This window comes from Mesorhizobium sp. M7D.F.Ca.US.004.01.2.1 (assembly GCF_003997785.1).
GTDB classification, from domain to species: domain Bacteria; phylum Pseudomonadota; class Alphaproteobacteria; order Rhizobiales; family Rhizobiaceae; genus Mesorhizobium; species Mesorhizobium loti.
Map to the genome: position 1 here is coordinate 1 of NZ_RZRQ01000130.1, position 15,731 is coordinate 15,731.

General features: G+C 64.7%; 11 protein-coding genes. 6 read left to right on the forward strand and 5 right to left on the reverse strand.

Features of this window, described 5'->3' with window-relative positions; translation table 11 throughout:
• Positions 1-129: 129 nt before the first annotated feature.
• The 5 genes from EN993_RS18510 to EN993_RS18530 are packed head-to-tail and all read left to right on the forward strand — an operon-like array spanning position 130 to position 5,110.
• Entirely contained in the window at positions 130-1,008 is an 879-nt protein-coding gene (locus EN993_RS18510) for an N-acetylglucosamine kinase (RefSeq protein WP_109667474.1), read from the forward strand.
• Positions 1,005-1,787 carry a GntR family transcriptional regulator gene (locus EN993_RS18515; RefSeq protein ID WP_027040192.1) on the forward strand — a complete coding sequence of 261 codons (783 nt, stop codon included), beginning with the start codon at positions 1,005-1,007 and terminating at the stop codon, positions 1,785-1,787. The genes EN993_RS18510 and EN993_RS18515 overlap by 4 nt, the downstream gene beginning before the upstream one ends.
• Positions 1,784-2,818: an SIS domain-containing protein gene (locus EN993_RS18520; RefSeq protein ID WP_127264501.1), complete on the forward strand. Its 1,035-nt coding sequence runs from the start codon at positions 1,784-1,786 to the stop codon at positions 2,816-2,818. The genes EN993_RS18515 and EN993_RS18520 overlap by 4 nt, the downstream gene beginning before the upstream one ends.
• Positions 2,815-3,987, forward strand: coding sequence for an N-acetylglucosamine-6-phosphate deacetylase (nagA, locus tag EN993_RS18525; protein WP_109667479.1), 1,173 nt, complete (start codon positions 2,815-2,817; stop codon positions 3,985-3,987). The genes EN993_RS18520 and nagA overlap by 4 nt, the downstream gene beginning before the upstream one ends.
• A gap of 10 nt (positions 3,988-3,997) precedes the next feature.
• Positions 3,998-5,110, forward strand: a complete 1,113-nt coding sequence (locus EN993_RS18530) for an NAD(P)/FAD-dependent oxidoreductase (protein WP_127264502.1) — start codon at positions 3,998-4,000, stop codon at positions 5,108-5,110.
• A gap of 78 nt (positions 5,111-5,188) precedes the next feature.
• On the opposite strand, the gene EN993_RS18535 is transcribed toward EN993_RS18530, so the two are convergent.
• The 5 genes from EN993_RS18535 to EN993_RS18555 all read right to left on the reverse strand — a co-directional run bounded on the left by EN993_RS18535 (position 5,189) and on the right by EN993_RS18555 (position 14,720).
• Positions 5,189-6,703 carry a malonyl-CoA synthase gene (locus EN993_RS18535; protein ID WP_127264503.1) on the reverse strand — a complete coding sequence of 505 codons (1,515 nt, stop codon included), beginning with the start codon at positions 6,701-6,703 and terminating at the stop codon, positions 5,189-5,191.
• 184 nt (positions 6,704-6,887) lie between these two features.
• Entirely contained in the window at positions 6,888-7,634 is a 747-nt protein-coding gene (locus tag EN993_RS18540; protein ID WP_109667486.1) for a GntR family transcriptional regulator, read from the reverse strand.
• Positions 7,635-7,995: 361 nt separating this feature from the next.
• Positions 7,996-8,673 (reverse strand): ribulose-phosphate 3-epimerase, encoded by a 678-nt coding sequence (gene rpe, locus EN993_RS18545; protein WP_126067089.1) that lies wholly within the window; start codon positions 8,671-8,673, stop codon positions 7,996-7,998.
• Between the two features lie 223 nt (positions 8,674-8,896).
• Positions 8,897-12,748 (reverse strand): DUF11 domain-containing protein, encoded by a 3,852-nt coding sequence (locus tag EN993_RS18550; protein WP_127264504.1) that lies wholly within the window; start codon positions 12,746-12,748, stop codon positions 8,897-8,899.
• 10 nt (positions 12,749-12,758) lie between these two features.
• Complete coding sequence (locus EN993_RS18555) at positions 12,759-14,720, reverse strand: hypothetical protein (RefSeq protein ID WP_127264505.1); 1,962 nt, start codon at positions 14,718-14,720, stop codon at positions 12,759-12,761.
• Positions 14,721-15,210: 490 nt separating this feature from the next.
• Here EN993_RS18555 and EN993_RS18560 point away from each other — a divergent pair.
• Positions 15,211-15,731 (forward strand): Hsp70 family protein (locus tag EN993_RS18560; RefSeq protein ID WP_164757714.1); only part of this gene is annotated, 521 nt, incomplete at its 3' end.

A 15,731-nucleotide genomic window follows, 5' to 3' on the forward strand; every position in this document is an offset into this window, starting at 1 on the left:
GCTCTGAAATCGCTGAGCCGGCGAAATACGTAGGTTTTTCAATAAAATACGCCTTAATCTTTTTGAAACGAAAATTAACCCTTGGCTATTGGTATTTTATTGGTATTATCCGCCCGGAGGAGAAATCACGTGAATTTCGTGCTCGGAATCGATGGCGGCGGCACCAGCTGCAGGGCCGCCCTGGCAACAGCGGATGGTGCAGTCATTGGCCGCGCCAAGAGCGGCGCCGCCAACATCCGCACCGATCTGACCGGCGCCCGCTCGAACATCGTCGATGCCGCCAGGCAGGCGTTCATCGCCGCCGGGCAGGATCCGGAACTGATCCCGCAGACACCGGCCATTCTCGGCCTTGCCGGCGCCAATGTCGGCACCTACCGGCAGCAGCTCGAAGCGATCCTGCCGTTCAGCACCAGCCGCGTCGAGACCGACGCCGAAATCGCCCTGGAAGGCGCTGTCGGCTCGGGCGACGGCGCCATGGCGATCCTCGGCACCGGCACCGCCTACATGGCGCGCAAGAACGGCAAGTCGCGCGCCATCGGCGGCTGGGGCTTCCAGGTCGGAGACCAGGGCAGCGGCGCCCGCATCGGCCGCGACCTGCTCGAACAGACACTGCTTGCCTATGACGGCGTCCGCGCGGGTTCGCCGCTGACGCAGAGCATGCTGGCCGTTTTCCGCAACAATCCGGAGGACGTGGTCGAATTCACCACCAATGCCAAGCCAGGCGATTTCGGCGGCTTCGCGCCCAAGGTGTTCGAGCATGCCGAGAAGGGCGACAGCGTCGCCAACTGGATCCTCGACAGGGTGGTCGCCGATGTCGAGGCCTCGCTCGGGGCGCTCGACCTTGCGGACGACGCGCCGCTTTGCCTGCTCGGCGGGCTGGCGCCGCTCTACGCGCCGCGCCTCTCGGCGCGCTACCGGGCGCTGCTGAAGCCGCCGCTCGACGACGCATTGGGCGGCGCCGTGCAGATGGCGGTCCGCCTTTTCGCGACCACGGAGGCGGCTCGATGAGCGAGGCCGCCGACCAGATCTTCGCCACGCTGAAACATCAGGCGCAAAGCGGCGCGCCGCTCTATCTGCAGCTTCGCAAGAGCATCGAGGACGCGGTCAATCGCGGCCTGATTGGGCCGGGCGACGCGCTGCCCTCCGAGCGCGACATTGCCACCAAGGCCGACATTTCGCGGGTCACCGTGCGCAAGGCGGTGCAGGACCTGGTCAAGGGCGGCATCCTGGTCCAGCGCCACGGCTCAGGCACGTTCGTGGCGCCGCGCATGGAGCGCGTCGAACAGTCGCTGTCGCGGCTGACCTCGTTTACCGAGGACATGGCTCGGCGCGGCATGGCTGTGCGTTCGGCCTGGCTCGACCGCGGCCTTTACGCGCCTTCGCCTGACGAGATGATGGTGCTCGGCCTGTCGTCGAGCGAACTGGTGGCACGCGTGGCGCGCCTGCGCATTGCCAACGACACGCCGCTGGCGATCGAACGCGCCTCGCTGTCGGCCAGCGTGCTGCCCGATCCGGCCGACATAGGCTCCTCGCTCTATGCGGCGCTGGAACTGACCGGCAACCGGCCGGTGCGGGCGGTGCAGCGCATCTCCGCCGCCAATCTCGGCGACAGCGACGCGCGCCTGCTTGAGGTGCCGCCAGGCATCGCCGGCCTGCACATCGAACGCATTTCCTATCTGGCGAGCGGCAAGGTCATCGAATTCACCCGCTCTATCTACAGAGGCGACGCCTATGATTTCGTCGCCGAACTGCGGCTGACCGGGCCGAGCGAAGAGGGCCGACCATGACGACACAAGCAACCCATATGCGGCGCGAGATCGAGGAGATCCCGCAAGCCGTCGCTCGCCTGCTCGACGGTTCCGGCGCGGTGCTGACCGAGGCCGGGCGCGGCATCCGCGCACGCGACCCGCAGTTTGTCGTCACCGTGGCGCGCGGCTCGTCCGACCATGCCGCCACCTTCATGAAATATGCCGTCGAGCTGACTGCGGGACTGGCCGTGGCATCGGTCGGACCATCCATCGCCTCGATCTATGGCCGCAAGCTCAGGCTCGCCGGCTCGGCCTGCCTGGCGATCTCGCAGTCGGGCAAGAGTCCCGACATCGTAGCTATGGCCGAAACCGCTCGGGCCGGGGGCGCGCTGACCGTCGCCATCACCAACACCGCCGATTCGCCGCTGGCGCGGGCCTCGGACTATGCGATCGATATCCTGGCCGGCCCCGAGCGCAGCGTGGCGGCAACCAAGACCTTCATCAATTCCGCTGTCGCCGGCCTCGCCCTGATGGCGCATGCCACCGGCGACGATGCGCTTCTGGCGGCCCTCGCCCAATTGCCTGGGCATTTCCGCAAGGCGATCGCTTGCGACTGGATGAGCGTGCTGGCCGAGACGATCGAGAAGCAGAAGTCGCTATTCATCCTGGGCCGCGGCCCGTCGGCTGCGATGGCCAACGAAGCGGCGCTCAAATTCAAGGAGACCTGCGGCATGCATGCCGAGGCCTACAGCGCCGCCGAAGTCATGCATGGCCCGCTGGCACTGATCGGGCCCGATTTTCCGGTGCTGGCGCTGGCCGCGCGCGATGCGTCCGAGCCGTCTATCGCCGAGGCCGCCGACGGCCTGGCGGCCAAGGGCGCGCCGGTGTTCGTCACCTCCGCACTTGCCCAGCGCGCCGTGCGCCTGCCGCATGTCGCCACCGGCCACCCGCTGACCGATCCGCTGACGCTGATCGTCTCCTTCTACATGTTCGTCGAGGCCTTTGCCCGCCATCGCGGCCTCGATCCGGACACGCCGCGCAATCTTCGCAAGGTGACGGAGACCGTATGAGCGACCGTTTTGCCCTGACTGGCGCCCGGATTTTCGATGGCGACGACTGGCATGAAGGCCACGCGCTGGTCGTGCGTGACGGCCTCGTCGAGGCTATTTTGCCCACCAGCGCCATCCCCTCGGATATCCGCGCCGTCGACACCGGCGGCGGCGTGCTGGCGCCGGGCTTCGTCGACCTGCAGGTCAATGGCGGTGGCGGCGTCATGCTCAACGACCACCCCGATGTCGCCTCGATCGAAACCATCTGCAAGGCGCATGCGCCCTTCGGCACGACGGCGCTGCTTGTGACGCTGATCACCGACACGCCCGGCGTCACCGCCGCCGCCGTCGCCGCCGGCGAAGCAGCGGCGCTGCGGAAGGTGCCGGGCTTCCTCGGCCTGCATCTCGAAGGCCCGCATCTGTCGATCGCCCGCAAGGGCGCGCATGATCCGGCGCTGATCCGGCCGATGCTCGATGCCGACCAGGCGATGCTGATCGCGGCGCGGCAAAAGCTGCCGGTGCTGCTCACCACCGTCGCGCCGGAATCCGTCGAGCCGGCACGCGTCGCGGCAATCGCCAAGGCCGGTGTCATCGTCAGTCTTGGCCATTCCGACACCGGATACGCCACCGCCAGCACCTTCGCCGAAGCCGGCGCGAGCGTGGTCACCCATCTGTTCAACGCGATGAGCCAGATCGGCAATCGCGAGCCAGGGCTGGCGGGCGCAGCCATCGATATCGGCACCTTGTCCGCCGGTCTTATCGCCGACGGCATCCATGTCGATCCCGCCACCATCAAGATCGCACTGCGCGCCAAGCAAGGTCCCGGCAAGATCGTGCTGGTCAGCGACGCCATGGCGACAATCGGCACCGACATGACCTCGTTCACGCTCAACGGCCGCACCATCTACCGCAAGGATGGCAGCCTGCGGCTTGCCGACGGAACGCTGGCGGGTGCCGATCTCGACATGATCTCGGCTGTTCGCTTCATGCACAATGTCGTTGGCATCGATCTATCCGAGGCCTTGCGCATGGCCTCATTGTATCCGGCGCAGGCGATCGGCCAGTCGCACCGACTTGGCCGCTTCGCCAATGGCACGGCAGCCGATATCGTTGCGCTGTCGGACGATCTCGACATAAGAAGCGTCTGGATCGGCGGCGGCAAGGTGTTCGAGGCCACCGCTTCACGCTGAAAGCAAGACCATGCAAGATATCGATTGCGTCGTCGCCGGAGCGGGCGTCGTTGGGCTCGCCGTCGCCCGCGCGCTCGCTTTGTCGGGCCGAGAGGTGCTGGTGATCGAGCAGGCTGATGCGATCGGCACCGTCACGAGCTCACGCAATTCCGAGGTCATCCATGCCGGGCTCTATTATGCGCCCGGGAGCCTGAAAGCCCGGCTCTGCGTCGAAGGGCGTGAGCGGCTCTACACCTATTGCTGCGAGCGCAACGTCGCCCATGATCGCACCGGCAAGCTGATCGTCGCCGTCGAACCGGATCAGTTGGGCAGGCTGAGCGCGATCAGGGCCAATGCGCAGAGCTGCGGGGTTGGCGATCTCGATCTGCTTACACAGGCACAAGCCGAAAGCCTCGAACCCGCGCTGAGGTGCGCCGGCGCGTTGCTGTCGCCATCGACCGGCATTGTCGACAGCCATGCACTGATGCTGTCGCTGCGCGGCGACGCGGAGACCGCCGGCGTGTCGTTCGCCTTCCTTACCACTGTCGCCGGAGCGGCCGTTGAAGTCGATGGAATCCGGATCGATACGCGCGATGCCAAGGGCGAGATCTTCGCATTGAAAACCGGCGCCTTCGTCAATGCGGCAGGTCTCGATGCACAAGCCCTGGCCAACCGGATCGAGGGGTTTTCACAAGACCTCGTTCCGCCGCTCTGGCTGGCGCGCGGCAATTACTTTTCGCTTTCGGGCCGGTCGCCCTTCTCGCGGCTGATCTATCCGGTCCCGGTCAATGGCGGCCTCGGCGTGCATCTGACGCTGGACCTTGGCGGCAGCGCGCGCTTTGGTCCGGATGTCGAATGGATCGACCACCTCGACTATACGGTCGATCCCCGCCGAAGCGCTGTCTTCTACGAGGCGATCCGGCGCTACTGGCCCGAGCTTGCCGACGGCGCCCTGCAGCCTGCCTATGCCGGCGTCAGACCGAAACTGTCCGGCCCCGGCCAGCCGGCTGCCGACTTCACGATCCAGGGTCCGGCCGACCATGGCGCCGGCCGCATCGTCAATTTGTTCGGCATCGAAAGCCCCGGCCTGACGGCCAGCCTGGCGATCGCCGAGCACGTCGCCGAGCTGTTGTACCCAGGCTGACCCGACTGCCTACGCGGCTCCCGGGGCGATCCATCGTTTCACAGAACCGCCGAACCGCGCTATTTTGCTGGTATTGCTCTATGAGGCATAGAGGTCCTTGTAGGCGTAGCGCAAAAGATTCTTCTGCACCTTGCCCATGGTGTTGCGCGGCAGTTCGTCGACGAAGATCACCCGCTTCGGGTGCTTGTATTTCGCCACGCGTTCAGCGATGGCGCCGAGAATTTCGGCCCCGGTTATCTGCGATGACGGCGCCCGCACGACGACAGCAGTGACGCCTTCGCCGAAGTCCGGATGGGCAACGCCGATGACGGCGCTTTCGCTAACCCCGTCTAGCGCGTCGATCTCGCTTTCGAGTTCCTTTGGATAGATGTTGTAGCCGCCGGAAATGATCAGGTCCTTGCCGCGCCCGACAATGTGGACGTAACCATCGGCATCGATGATGCCGAGATCGCCGGTGATGAAGAAGCCGTCGGCGCGGAATTCCGCTTTGGTCTTCTCCGGCATGCGCCAATAGCCGCCGAAAACATTTGGGCCCTTCACCTCGATCATGCCGACCTCGCCCTGCGCAAGCGCTGCGCCGCTGTCGGGATCGGCGATGCGAAGCGCGACGCCGGGCAAGGGGAAACCAACCGTACCGGCGCGCCGCTCGCCCTCATAGGGGTTCGAGGTGTTCATGTTGGTCTCGGTCATGCCGTAGCGTTCGAGGATCGCGTGGCCGGTGCGCTCGCGCCAGGCCTTGTGTGTCTCGGCCAGCAGCGGCGCCGAACCGGAAATGAACACACGGATGTTTTTCGCCGCCTCGCGGTCCAGCCCGTCCTGCTGCAGCAGGCGCACATAGAAGGTCGGCACGCCCATCAGGGCCGTGGCGCGCGGCAGCAGCGAGACGATGCGGGCCGGATCGAACTTCCGCTCGAACAGCATCGAGGCGCCAGCCATCAGGATGACGTTGGTGGCGACGAACAGGCCGTGGGTGTGGAAGATCGGCAATGCGTGGATCAGCACATCATCTCCGGTGAAGCGCCAGTGCTCGACCAGCACGCGCGCGTTGGAGGCGAGGTTCTCGTGGCTGAGCATGGCGCCTTTGGAGCGGCCGGTGGTTCCCGACGTGTAGAGGATCGCCGCTAGGTCATCCGGCCCGCGCGCCACGTCATGGAAATCCGCCGGCAGCCGCGAGGCCTGATCGGTCAGCGATCCCTCGCCGTCGCGGCCGAGCGTGACGGTGGCGGCGCCCGATTTTCCCGCCAACGCTGCGATGTCGGCTGCCCTTGCCGGATCGCAGACGACCAGGCGTGGCGCGGCGTCGCTGAAGAAGTACTCCAGTTCGGCCAGCGTGTAGGCGGTGTTGAGCGGCAGGAAGACGGCGCCGGCGCGCAGGCAGGCGAGATAGAGCAGGACCGCTTCCGGGCTCTTCTCGACCTGCACGGCGACGCGGTCGCCGGGTTCGACATCCAATTGCAAGAGCGCATGCGCCAGCTGCGCCGAGCGCGCCAGCATATCGCCATAGGTGAGCGAGCCGCCATCATCGGTTTCCATCAGCAAGCGCCCCGGCATCGGCATCCGGGACCGGAACGCATCGAACAGATGATTGCTCATAAGGACTTCCCCGAGTGGCTGAAACGGCGGCGTCGAGCACGCTTTTTCGAAGCATGCATTGGCGGCGAAGAGTTCGCGGTTCCCAGCCGCGCCGTCAAGACCGCAGACGATGGTTCACGCCTGTCGAGCCAACGCCAGAGGTTGTGGGAAATGGGCCGCAAAAGACCCGCCGGGAAAACGATCGCTATCGCCGGGCGCGCTCGGCTCTGCCGGCGGCCGCCTGTGACCCTTCGCCTTGACTGAAGCGTTTCATGCACATGGCGGCGGTCAACTGGTAGTGATTGATCAGTGCCTCGACGGCAGCGTCGGCATTGCCATCCAGGGCACATTCGGCGATCAGGCGATGCTCGCCGAAATCGTCGCGCTGGACGCCTTCGCCATCATTGGCCATTTGCCGGTAGCGATAGGCGTGATCGGAAAGCTGATCGCAAAACCCCACCAGCCATTGCGACCGGCAGGCCGAGATCAGCACCCTGTGGAAGATGCGGTGCAACCTTTCCCAATCCGGGTTGAGCGAGAAGAGATTTTGCGGCGAAAGACGTGACGCGCGCCCCAGGCGATGCAGAGCCAGGACGAGCTGTTCTTCCCATTCGGCGGTGCGGTGGGCGATGGATTCGCGAAGCGCTCGCTCCTCGAGCCAGCAGCGGGTACGCGTCAGCTCCTCGAGTTCCGACGCGCTGACCGGCATGATGAAGAAGCCACGCTGGTCGTGCCGACCGAGAAGCCCTTCCGAGGCGAGGCGATTGAGAGCCTCGCGGACAGGGGAAGCGCCAGCCCCATATTTGGAGACCACCCATTCGACCCGCAGCTTGCTCTCGGCTTCAAGAACACCACCGAGAAGATCGTCACGCAATTGCTGGTAGACCGTGCTGGCAAGCGTGCTCTTGGGTCCTGCGGCGTCATCGTTCAGATTGGCAGCTCCGTATGTCACAGCGACTCCTTGTCCCCAAAACTTGTCTTGGGCAATTCGAGTCCGACAGCATTCGCCTTTTCGTACTTGTACCATATAACGCGTGCCGCGGCGCGCTCAAGCAGAAGATCACGATATTGTACTTTAGCACAAAGGAATATGCGGCATTCCGAAGATCGATGCTATAATTCCGCGCATCCCCACAACCTGCGGAAACTTAACATGTTTTGTATGCACGCAGGAGAATCTGTTCTTCCTGTTCTTTTGTATGCGCGTGAGACCACCTGTTCTGTTGTGTGCGCAGGCGGCGAACAGCGAAGCCGAATCAGGCCGCCGCTGCTCTTTTGGGCGCAGCGCCCTTGAAGATACGATGCGCCGTGAGTTAGCCGGCTGCGTTGTCGGCTGCCGTCCTGATCGCCTGGATGTTTTGCCGGTAGGCTTCGACACTGCCGCCTTTGAAGATGGCGGCGCCCGCCACCAGCACGTCAGCGCCGGCAGCGGTGACCAGCGGCGCGGTTTCGGCTGAAACACCGCCGTCGATCTCGATGCGGATCGGCCTGTCGCCGATCAGCGCCTTGACCCGCTTCACCTTGTCGACGATGGCCGGAATGAACGCCTGGCCGCCGAAGCCCGGATTGACGGTCATGATCAGGATCAGGTCGAGCCGGTCGAGCACATACTCGACCACGCTTTCAGGCGTTGCCGGATTGAGCGACACTCCGGCCTTCTTGCCAAGGTTCCTGATGGTTTGAAGCGAGCGGTCGAGATGCGGCCCGGCCTCTGCATGGACCGTCAAACCGTCGCAGCCGGCCTCGGCGAAAGCGGCCAGATAGGGGTCGGCCGGGGCAATCATCAGATGGCAGTCGAAGAAGGCCTTGGTGCGGTTGCGGATCGCCTTGATCACCGGCGGGCCAAAGGTGATATTGGGGACAAAGTGCCCGTCCATCACATCGAGATGGATCCAGTCGGCGCCGGCCGCCGCCACCGCTTCGACCTCATCGCCGAGCCTCGAAAAATCCGATGCCAGTACCGACGGTGCGATCAAGGTCTTTCTGCTCATGGGTGCGGCCTTTCCGAGCGCCCTTTTCATACCAGTCACTCTGGATCGACTGCCTAATGCGCTCCAGCCGACTTGTCGAGTGCACGGGCGCGGGCGCTGCACAGGCAGGGTGGCGTTTTGGCGTCTCCGATCGTGTTGCAGCCAATTTCCGCTTGCCCCGGAACCACAAGAAAGACCCGCCGGATTGCTCCGGCGGGTTTCTGGTCTGGCGTCGAGCAGATGGTTATTGCTGCTGGAGTTTCAGGATTCTGTTTGGATCCGGATCCTGCTGCTGTTCGACCTGCGGGCTGCGCCGTGGCAGTACCTGCTGCAGCAGCAGGCCCGGGTTGAGCTCCAGCGACGGTTGCCCGCGGACCGGCCGGCAGTTCGGATACCGCCCGATCGTGCCTTCCGGGCAGCGCCGCCTGATGATCGGCTGGCACTGGCCATTGATCATCTGCGTGCCCGGTGCGCATTCCACCTGCTGCCTGGGCTTGCGGCATGCGCCGTCGATCACCTCGGTCCCACGCGGACAGACACATTCGCCGCGCTTGTTGTGGACCTGGCCGCGTATGTCGCACTGCTGCACATCAGGCTGCTTGCGCCGGCAGGCATTGCCTTGCACCTCGGTACCCCTCGGGCAGACGCAATCGCCGTTGGCGTCGTGGACCTGGCCACGGATGGTGCATTGCTCCGGCTTCGGCTGGATCGGTCGGCAGGCATTGCCCCTGACTTCCGTGCCGCGTGGGCAGACGCAATCGCCATCGGCATTGTGGACCTGGCCACGGATGGTGCACTGCTCCGGCTTCGGCTGGATCGGTCGGCAGGCATTGCCCCTGACTTCCGTTCCCCTGGGGCAGACGCAATCGCCATCGGCATTGTAGACTTGACCACGGATCGTGCACTGTTCGGGCTTTGGCCGGATCGGACGGCAGGCATTGTCCCTGACTTCCGTGCCCCTGGGGCAGACGCAATCGCCATCCGAATTGTGGACCTGGCCACGGATGGTGCACTGCTCGGGCTTGTCGGTCCTGACGCATTTGCCGTTCTCAAGCCCGGTTCCGCGTGGGCAGACGCAGCGTCCGTCCTCGGTGCGGATCTGGCCTTCGAGCAGCACGCAGCGCTTCGGCGGCGGTGGCGTTGGCAGAATATTGGTACCACCGCCGGTGCACTGGCCATTGCGGAAGGTGGTGCCTTCCGGGCAGACGCAGCGACCGGCGTCGTTCATGACGAAGCCTTGCGAGCATTCCTTCTTCGTCTCCTGGCTGATGGTGAAGGGATGGCAGGCATAGGCCTTGCCGCGATCGCCCTGCACATTGGTCTGGTCGCCGCCAAGCACGTCGCCACCGCCTTGCACCCGTGTGTCGGGAGAGAGCACGCCGACGCAGTTCTGGCCGCTGACGTTGCCCTGCAGATTGGCCAGGCGGCCGTCGTCGGGAATGACCACGGTGACATGGTGCACCTGGCTTTCGCCGGCGCCGAGCGTCAGGTCGGCAATGCAGGACGCAGGCAAGGTTGCCGGTTCCGGCGAGCAGCCGAAGGGCGGATCGATCGACGTGATTTCAACGCCTTCCAGCCTGCCGAGCCCATCCACGCCGATCGCATCACCGATACGGACCGGTCCCGAGAAGGGGGTCGTCCCATCATTGGTGATGGTGATCTCGAACGAGCAGGGTTGGCCGAGCTTGCATTCGCGGTCGCCGGTTTTTTCGACACGGATGGTCGAAGAGCCGCCGCCCTTGGCGCAGGCCTGGCCGATCGGATAGACGATGTCGTCGCCTGGCGCCGGACCAAACGAACCCCGCGCGCAGTTCTCGAACGCGCCATTCGCAGAAACCGTCACGTCGAAGTGGCGGCTGGTTCCAGGTGTCATCACGGCACCGGGAATCTGGCACGACAGCGCATTGGCCGGAACCGGTCCGCATGCCCATTCCGCGCCGTCAGGGGTGACGGTCTGGATCTGGACGGGCGCGCCGCCAGCCACCAGCGTGGCGGCATCGTTGACCCGCACCGGACCGGTGGGGGCAGCGGTGCCAAGGCTAATGACGGTGATGCGGCAAGAGATGACCGCGGCACCGGCGAGCGAGCCGTTGCATACCTTGGTGATGCGCAGGGTCGGCTTGCCGCCATTGGGATGACGGAAGCGTTCCTTGGCGCAAGCCTTGTTGTTGGTGAGGTCGTTTTCACCAGGGATGGCCTTCACCGCGGCGCAGTTCTCCACCGTGTCCGACTGGTAGCCGGCCGGCATGACCGCCTTGACGACGATCGGTGTCGAGGCGCCCGGAGGCAGCGAGATCCCCGCATTGTCGCAGCGGAACTGGCCGGGGCCGTTCGGTCCGCATGTCCAGGGCGGGCTCGGGCCGAAGGTCGAGGAGGACGGCGCGCCGCCCGGATAGGTGTCGATCACCGTCAGCGGCCCATTATAGGTTGATGTGCCGTTGTTGATGATGTCGATCACGAAGTAGCAGATGCCGTCGGCCGTGCAGACCGGGATACGGGCACGCTTCTTCAGGATCAGGTCGACCTTCTTTTCGACCGGCGGCTGGCAGTCGCGGTCACGGTCGCCACGCCGGCAGATCGGGATCGAGGCACAGCCGCGATCATTCGATTGGCTGCCGAACAGCGGCTTGCCGCTGGCCCCATAATTATACGTGGCGCAGTTGCGCAGGACGCTGCCTTGCCAGCCTCCGGCCGGCTTGAAGCCGAGCTTGAGGTCGACGGAGGCCCCCGGACTGAGCGTGGTCACCGGATAGGTGCACGTCATCGGGGTGGTGCCGGGTACGCAGACCCAGGGCGGATTAGGCCCCGAATCGAGCGTCGATCCGGCCGGCAGCGTCACCTCGTCGAGCACGATCTTGCCGTGGTAGGCACCGGTGCCGACATTGGTGACCCTGATGGTGAAGTCGCAGCCGCCGCCCATCGTGCAACGCGTCACGTCGGCGCGTTTCTCGACCTTGAGGTCCGGCTCCTTATCCTTGGGCGGGCACCTCTGGTCACGCGGGATGACGATGTCGATCGTCTGCGTGCAGCACAGGCCCCAGCCTTCCTTCGGACCGGCATAGGTTTCGATGCCGGTGACGATGAGGTGGATGACGTCGCCGGGCGATGCGCCGACGATCTTCCAGTTTAAGACACCGCCGCCCGCCGGCACCAGCTGGGTGTCGGGGATGATGGTGATGCCGGGCGTGGTCGTCGACACCTGCACCCACTTGCCGCCCATCTCCGGGCCGACCGGCATGTGATAGATGAAGGCGCCGCCGCCGGGCACGCAGTCGACCGTGCCGCGTTCCACCTTGAAGCATTCCTTGCCGGGAGGTGGCGGTGGCGGGTTGCATTTGGTGACGTCGATCTTGATCGAGGTCTTCACGCCGGTCTTGAAGTCGCCGTCGTCGGGCTCGCCCGGATCCTGCGACGGGATGATGGTCCCCGTGCCCGGTCCGGCCGTCACCTTGATCATGCCCTGGTTGTCGACGATCGTCGGCGAGGGAAACGCCGCATGGTCGATCTTGGCGGTGATCTGGAAGGTGATGACGCGCTCGTTCGGAGCACCAGCGCCGTCGAGATCGGTGGCGGAGAGCCGGAAATCGGACACAGTCGCCGTATCGTTGGGATTTGCCGAGGTGCTGATTGAAGCCCCCGGCAGTGGCCCACCGGACGAATCCGTGCCGTCGCCGGACACATTGACGTTGACGATCTCAAGGCCGTGCGGAAGCTGGTCCTTGAAGTCGACCCGGACCTTCTTCAGCCTGGCCTCGAGGCTCGGGTCGGCAAGGCCCTGCGGATCGCCGCGCAAGCCGAAGCTCAGCGAATAGACGACATAGTCGCAGCCTCGTTGAGTGCCTTTCTTGGTGAAGAAAGGCACGAGCCGGTCCAGCCTCGGATTGACGACGCGCGAATTGTCGAGGTCGAGCTTCAGTTCCGGGGTGATCGGAACGGCGTCTTCCGCGTGGCTTGCCACAGGGGTGAGCATGGCGACCGCGATACCGGCCGCCATCAGCCAGCGCGCGCCGCGCCTGGCGTATGACAGGGGTTTCATGATCGTCTCCATGACGGTTGAGTTGTTTTCTGCGAGCGGGGAGAGTGCGAGATTTTTCATCTTCCCCTCCTCAACGTTCGCAGCTGACGGCTGGGGTTCTGAGCGGCAAAGTCATCTTGCAGCAAGGGTAGTAGCCACCCTTGTCCTTGTCGGACTTCCTGTAGAAGCAGAGCCCGACATCGACTGTGTCGCCCGGATCGTGGCCGGTGATGTCGATCGTGTAGGGCTTGCCGGGCGCATGCGACTGGGATGATGTCACCCCGACGCCTGGCGTCCTGGACTGGGCCTTGATCGAATCGCCGCCGAAGCCGGCATGGTCATGGAGATAGAGATCGGCCTCAAGCCCCGAAGGCGTGCAGTAGTACTGGACATCTTCAACGTCGAGACACGGAGGCAGATTGCCGGGCGGTGGGAAGTCCGGCGGGTAGAAGGGGGGCAGGTAGCCGCCCGGGATTTCTTCATAATAGCCGGCGCGGCCTTCGCAGGGATGCCAGACGGCAACGTCGCCGACATGACCCTCGACCTCCGGGTCTTCGAAATAACCGTCGAAGTCGACGAACCAGGAGCCGAAGGGCGGCACATTGGCCGGCTTGACCAGCTCTTTGGGCGTAATCTGCACGCCATGCACGGCCAGCGGCCCGCCGGCGGCGAGCTGTTCGGCGAAAGCCTGATTGTCGCGCAGCTTGTCGCCGGTGTTGACCAGTGTCTGCGTGCAGACCGAGGTGTCGAGATTGCCGTCGGCGTCATAGCCATATTGCAGGTCGAGACCGCCGGCCGACTGCCGGTTGCCCTGCGGGAAGCCGATCGCATATTCCTGCGGCATTTCCACCCAGACCGATTCGGTTGCCGGATCGTCCGGGTTCTCGCGCCAGTAGCGAATGACCTCGCCCTTGCCGGAATCGGCGAACTGGCTGTAATCGTAGCGGTTCTCGACCGGACCGCGCTGGGCCAGGTACATGAAGCCACTGTTGTCGAAGGCGATATCGGTGACGGCGTAGTCCTTGTCAGCCTTGACCGTCAGTTCCCAGCGCGGGTCGCCGGCAAAGGTGCCGTCGCGGGCGATGCCCACCGACCAGATTTCCGACTTTTCGCCGACCGAGTAGTAGAGCCGGCCACCATGATAGGAAACGGCCCAGATGCGGCGCTCGTCCTGCGTGTAGCCCCAACTGTCGGGGTCTTCGCTGTCGAAGGCCGCGCCCTGGATGTCCATCACCGACCCGTCGTCGGCGACGGGAGCCAGCCCATGCGCGGGGCGGCCGACAACGCCATGGTCGAAGCTGTCGATCAGCCTGCCGTTGGCGTCGATGCGATGGATCAGGCCGGTGTCGAGGTCGGAAGCAAAGAACTGGCGGTGGCTGGGATCGAAGGTGAGATTGCCGATGCCGGGGCCGCTGTTGGTGTCGATGTCGGCGAATTTGGAGACCTGGCCGGTGATGCCGTCGATCTTCCAGATGGTGCCCGGCCCGCCGCCGTTTTCGGTGCCGAACTGGCCATCCATGAAGGTGGCGCCGGCCATGCCGCGGCGTTGCCGCTCAGGGCGACCGTCATCGTCGGCGTCCGGCGTGACGATGCGGATGCCGTGCAGCGAGGTGGCGCCGGCATAGAGATTGGGAATGCCGGACGGAATGCCGTCGCGCACTCCATCGTCATAGGTGACGCCGAACACCTGGCCGATCTGCTCTGCCGTCACCTCGAAGGGCGGCGGTGTGTTGACGAGCTGGCCAGCGGCCGGTCCGCCCAGATGCGAGACGTCGAACACGCGCAAGGTGGCGCGGGTAATGTCGATGAAGGTTTCGTCGACCGGATCGACGCCGGGCGGCAGGCCCTCGTCGAAATTGGGAATGATGGTGCCGGAAAATCCGGTCACCGCCATCGAGCCGGGATAGATGATCTGGGTTTCCTGCGCCTGCGCGGCGCCACCCAGCCACAGGCCGGCGGCGAGCGTCATCGCCAGCAATGCGCCGCCAGCATGCGCGGCACGACGCAAACGACCATCAAGAGACGACACGAGCGAGCCGCGGATGCGAGACATGACACTCCCCCCGTAGTCAACGGGAGAAACGTCCGGTCTGGCCGCGCAAATCAGGGCAAGGCGCGGCGTTCCGGCTCGTTCTTCCCTGATCGAATTGTCTGCTTTCCTCATTGTCACGATACGCCTGCTCTTACGCAGGGTCAACGGAATCAGCGGAAAACCCAGCGCATCGACCCCGTCCCGAAGGCGGTGGTCGCGCCGAGCTCCTGTTGTTCCCGGAGACCGCGGAGTCTCTGGGTTATTGGTCATGGGGGGCTTCCTTTCCGGGCCGCACCATGCGGCGCCTGGACATCAGTCGCAGGCGGAGGTGGAAAGGTTCATGGAAGCCTTGCGCAGAATGCTTGCGCGCGATGCCGCCTGTTCTTATATACGCGCCAAGCCGTTCGGTGCCGGAATGCCGGTTGCCGGAACGGAATTTCTTGTGAACAGGGGCTTTCGTCGGAACGCCTGTACGGGTCCTGAGAGCCTGCTTAGCGGAGAGACTAGAAAAATGGCAAAAGTAATCGGTATCGATCTCGGCACCACCAACTCCTGTATCGCCATCATGGATGGCAAGGAGCCGAAGGTAATCGAGAATGCGGAAGGCGCGCGCACGACGCCTTCCATCGTCGCCATCAGCGGCGACGACGAACGTCTCGTCGGCCAGCCGGCCAAGCGCCAGGCGGTCACCAATCCTGAAAACACCATCTTCGCGGTCAAGCGCCTGATCGGCCGCCGCTATGACGATCCGGTGACGGAGAAGGACAAGAAGCTTGTCCCCTACAAGATCGTCAAGGGTGACAATGGCGATGCCTGGGTCGAGGCCGGCGGCAGGAAGCAGTCGCCCTCGCAGATTTCGGCCATGATCCTGCAGAAGATGAAGGAGACGGCGGAAGCCTATCTCGGCGAGAAGGTCGAGAAGGCGGTCATCACCGTTCCGGCCTATTTCAACGACGCCCAGCGCCAGGCGACCAAGGACGCCGGCAAGATCGCCGGCCTCGAAGTGCTGCGCATCATCAACGAGCCGACGGC

Excerpts from the sequence above, each read along its gene's own strand:
- EN993_RS18515 (WP_027040192.1), top strand. The coding sequence starts at position 1,005 with ATGAGCGAGGCCGCCGACCAGATCTTCGCCACGCTGAAACATCAGGCG.
- EN993_RS18520 (WP_127264501.1), top strand. The coding sequence starts at position 1,784 with ATGACGACACAAGCAACCCATATGCGGCGCGAGATCGAGGAGATCCCG.
- nagA (WP_109667479.1), top strand. The coding sequence starts at position 2,815 with ATGAGCGACCGTTTTGCCCTGACTGGCGCCCGGATTTTCGATGGCGAC.
- EN993_RS18530 (WP_127264502.1), top strand. The coding sequence starts at position 3,998 with ATGCAAGATATCGATTGCGTCGTCGCCGGAGCGGGCGTCGTTGGGCTC.
- EN993_RS18535 (WP_127264503.1), bottom strand. The coding sequence starts at position 6,703 with ATGAGCAATCATCTGTTCGATGCGTTCCGGTCCCGGATGCCGATGCCG.
- rpe (WP_126067089.1), bottom strand. The coding sequence starts at position 8,673 with ATGAGCAGAAAGACCTTGATCGCACCGTCGGTACTGGCATCGGATTTT.
- EN993_RS18550 (WP_127264504.1), bottom strand. The coding sequence starts at position 12,748 with ATGAAAAATCTCGCACTCTCCCCGCTCGCAGAAAACAACTCAACCGTC.
- EN993_RS18555 (WP_127264505.1), bottom strand. The coding sequence starts at position 14,720 with ATGTCTCGCATCCGCGGCTCGCTCGTGTCGTCTCTTGATGGTCGTTTG.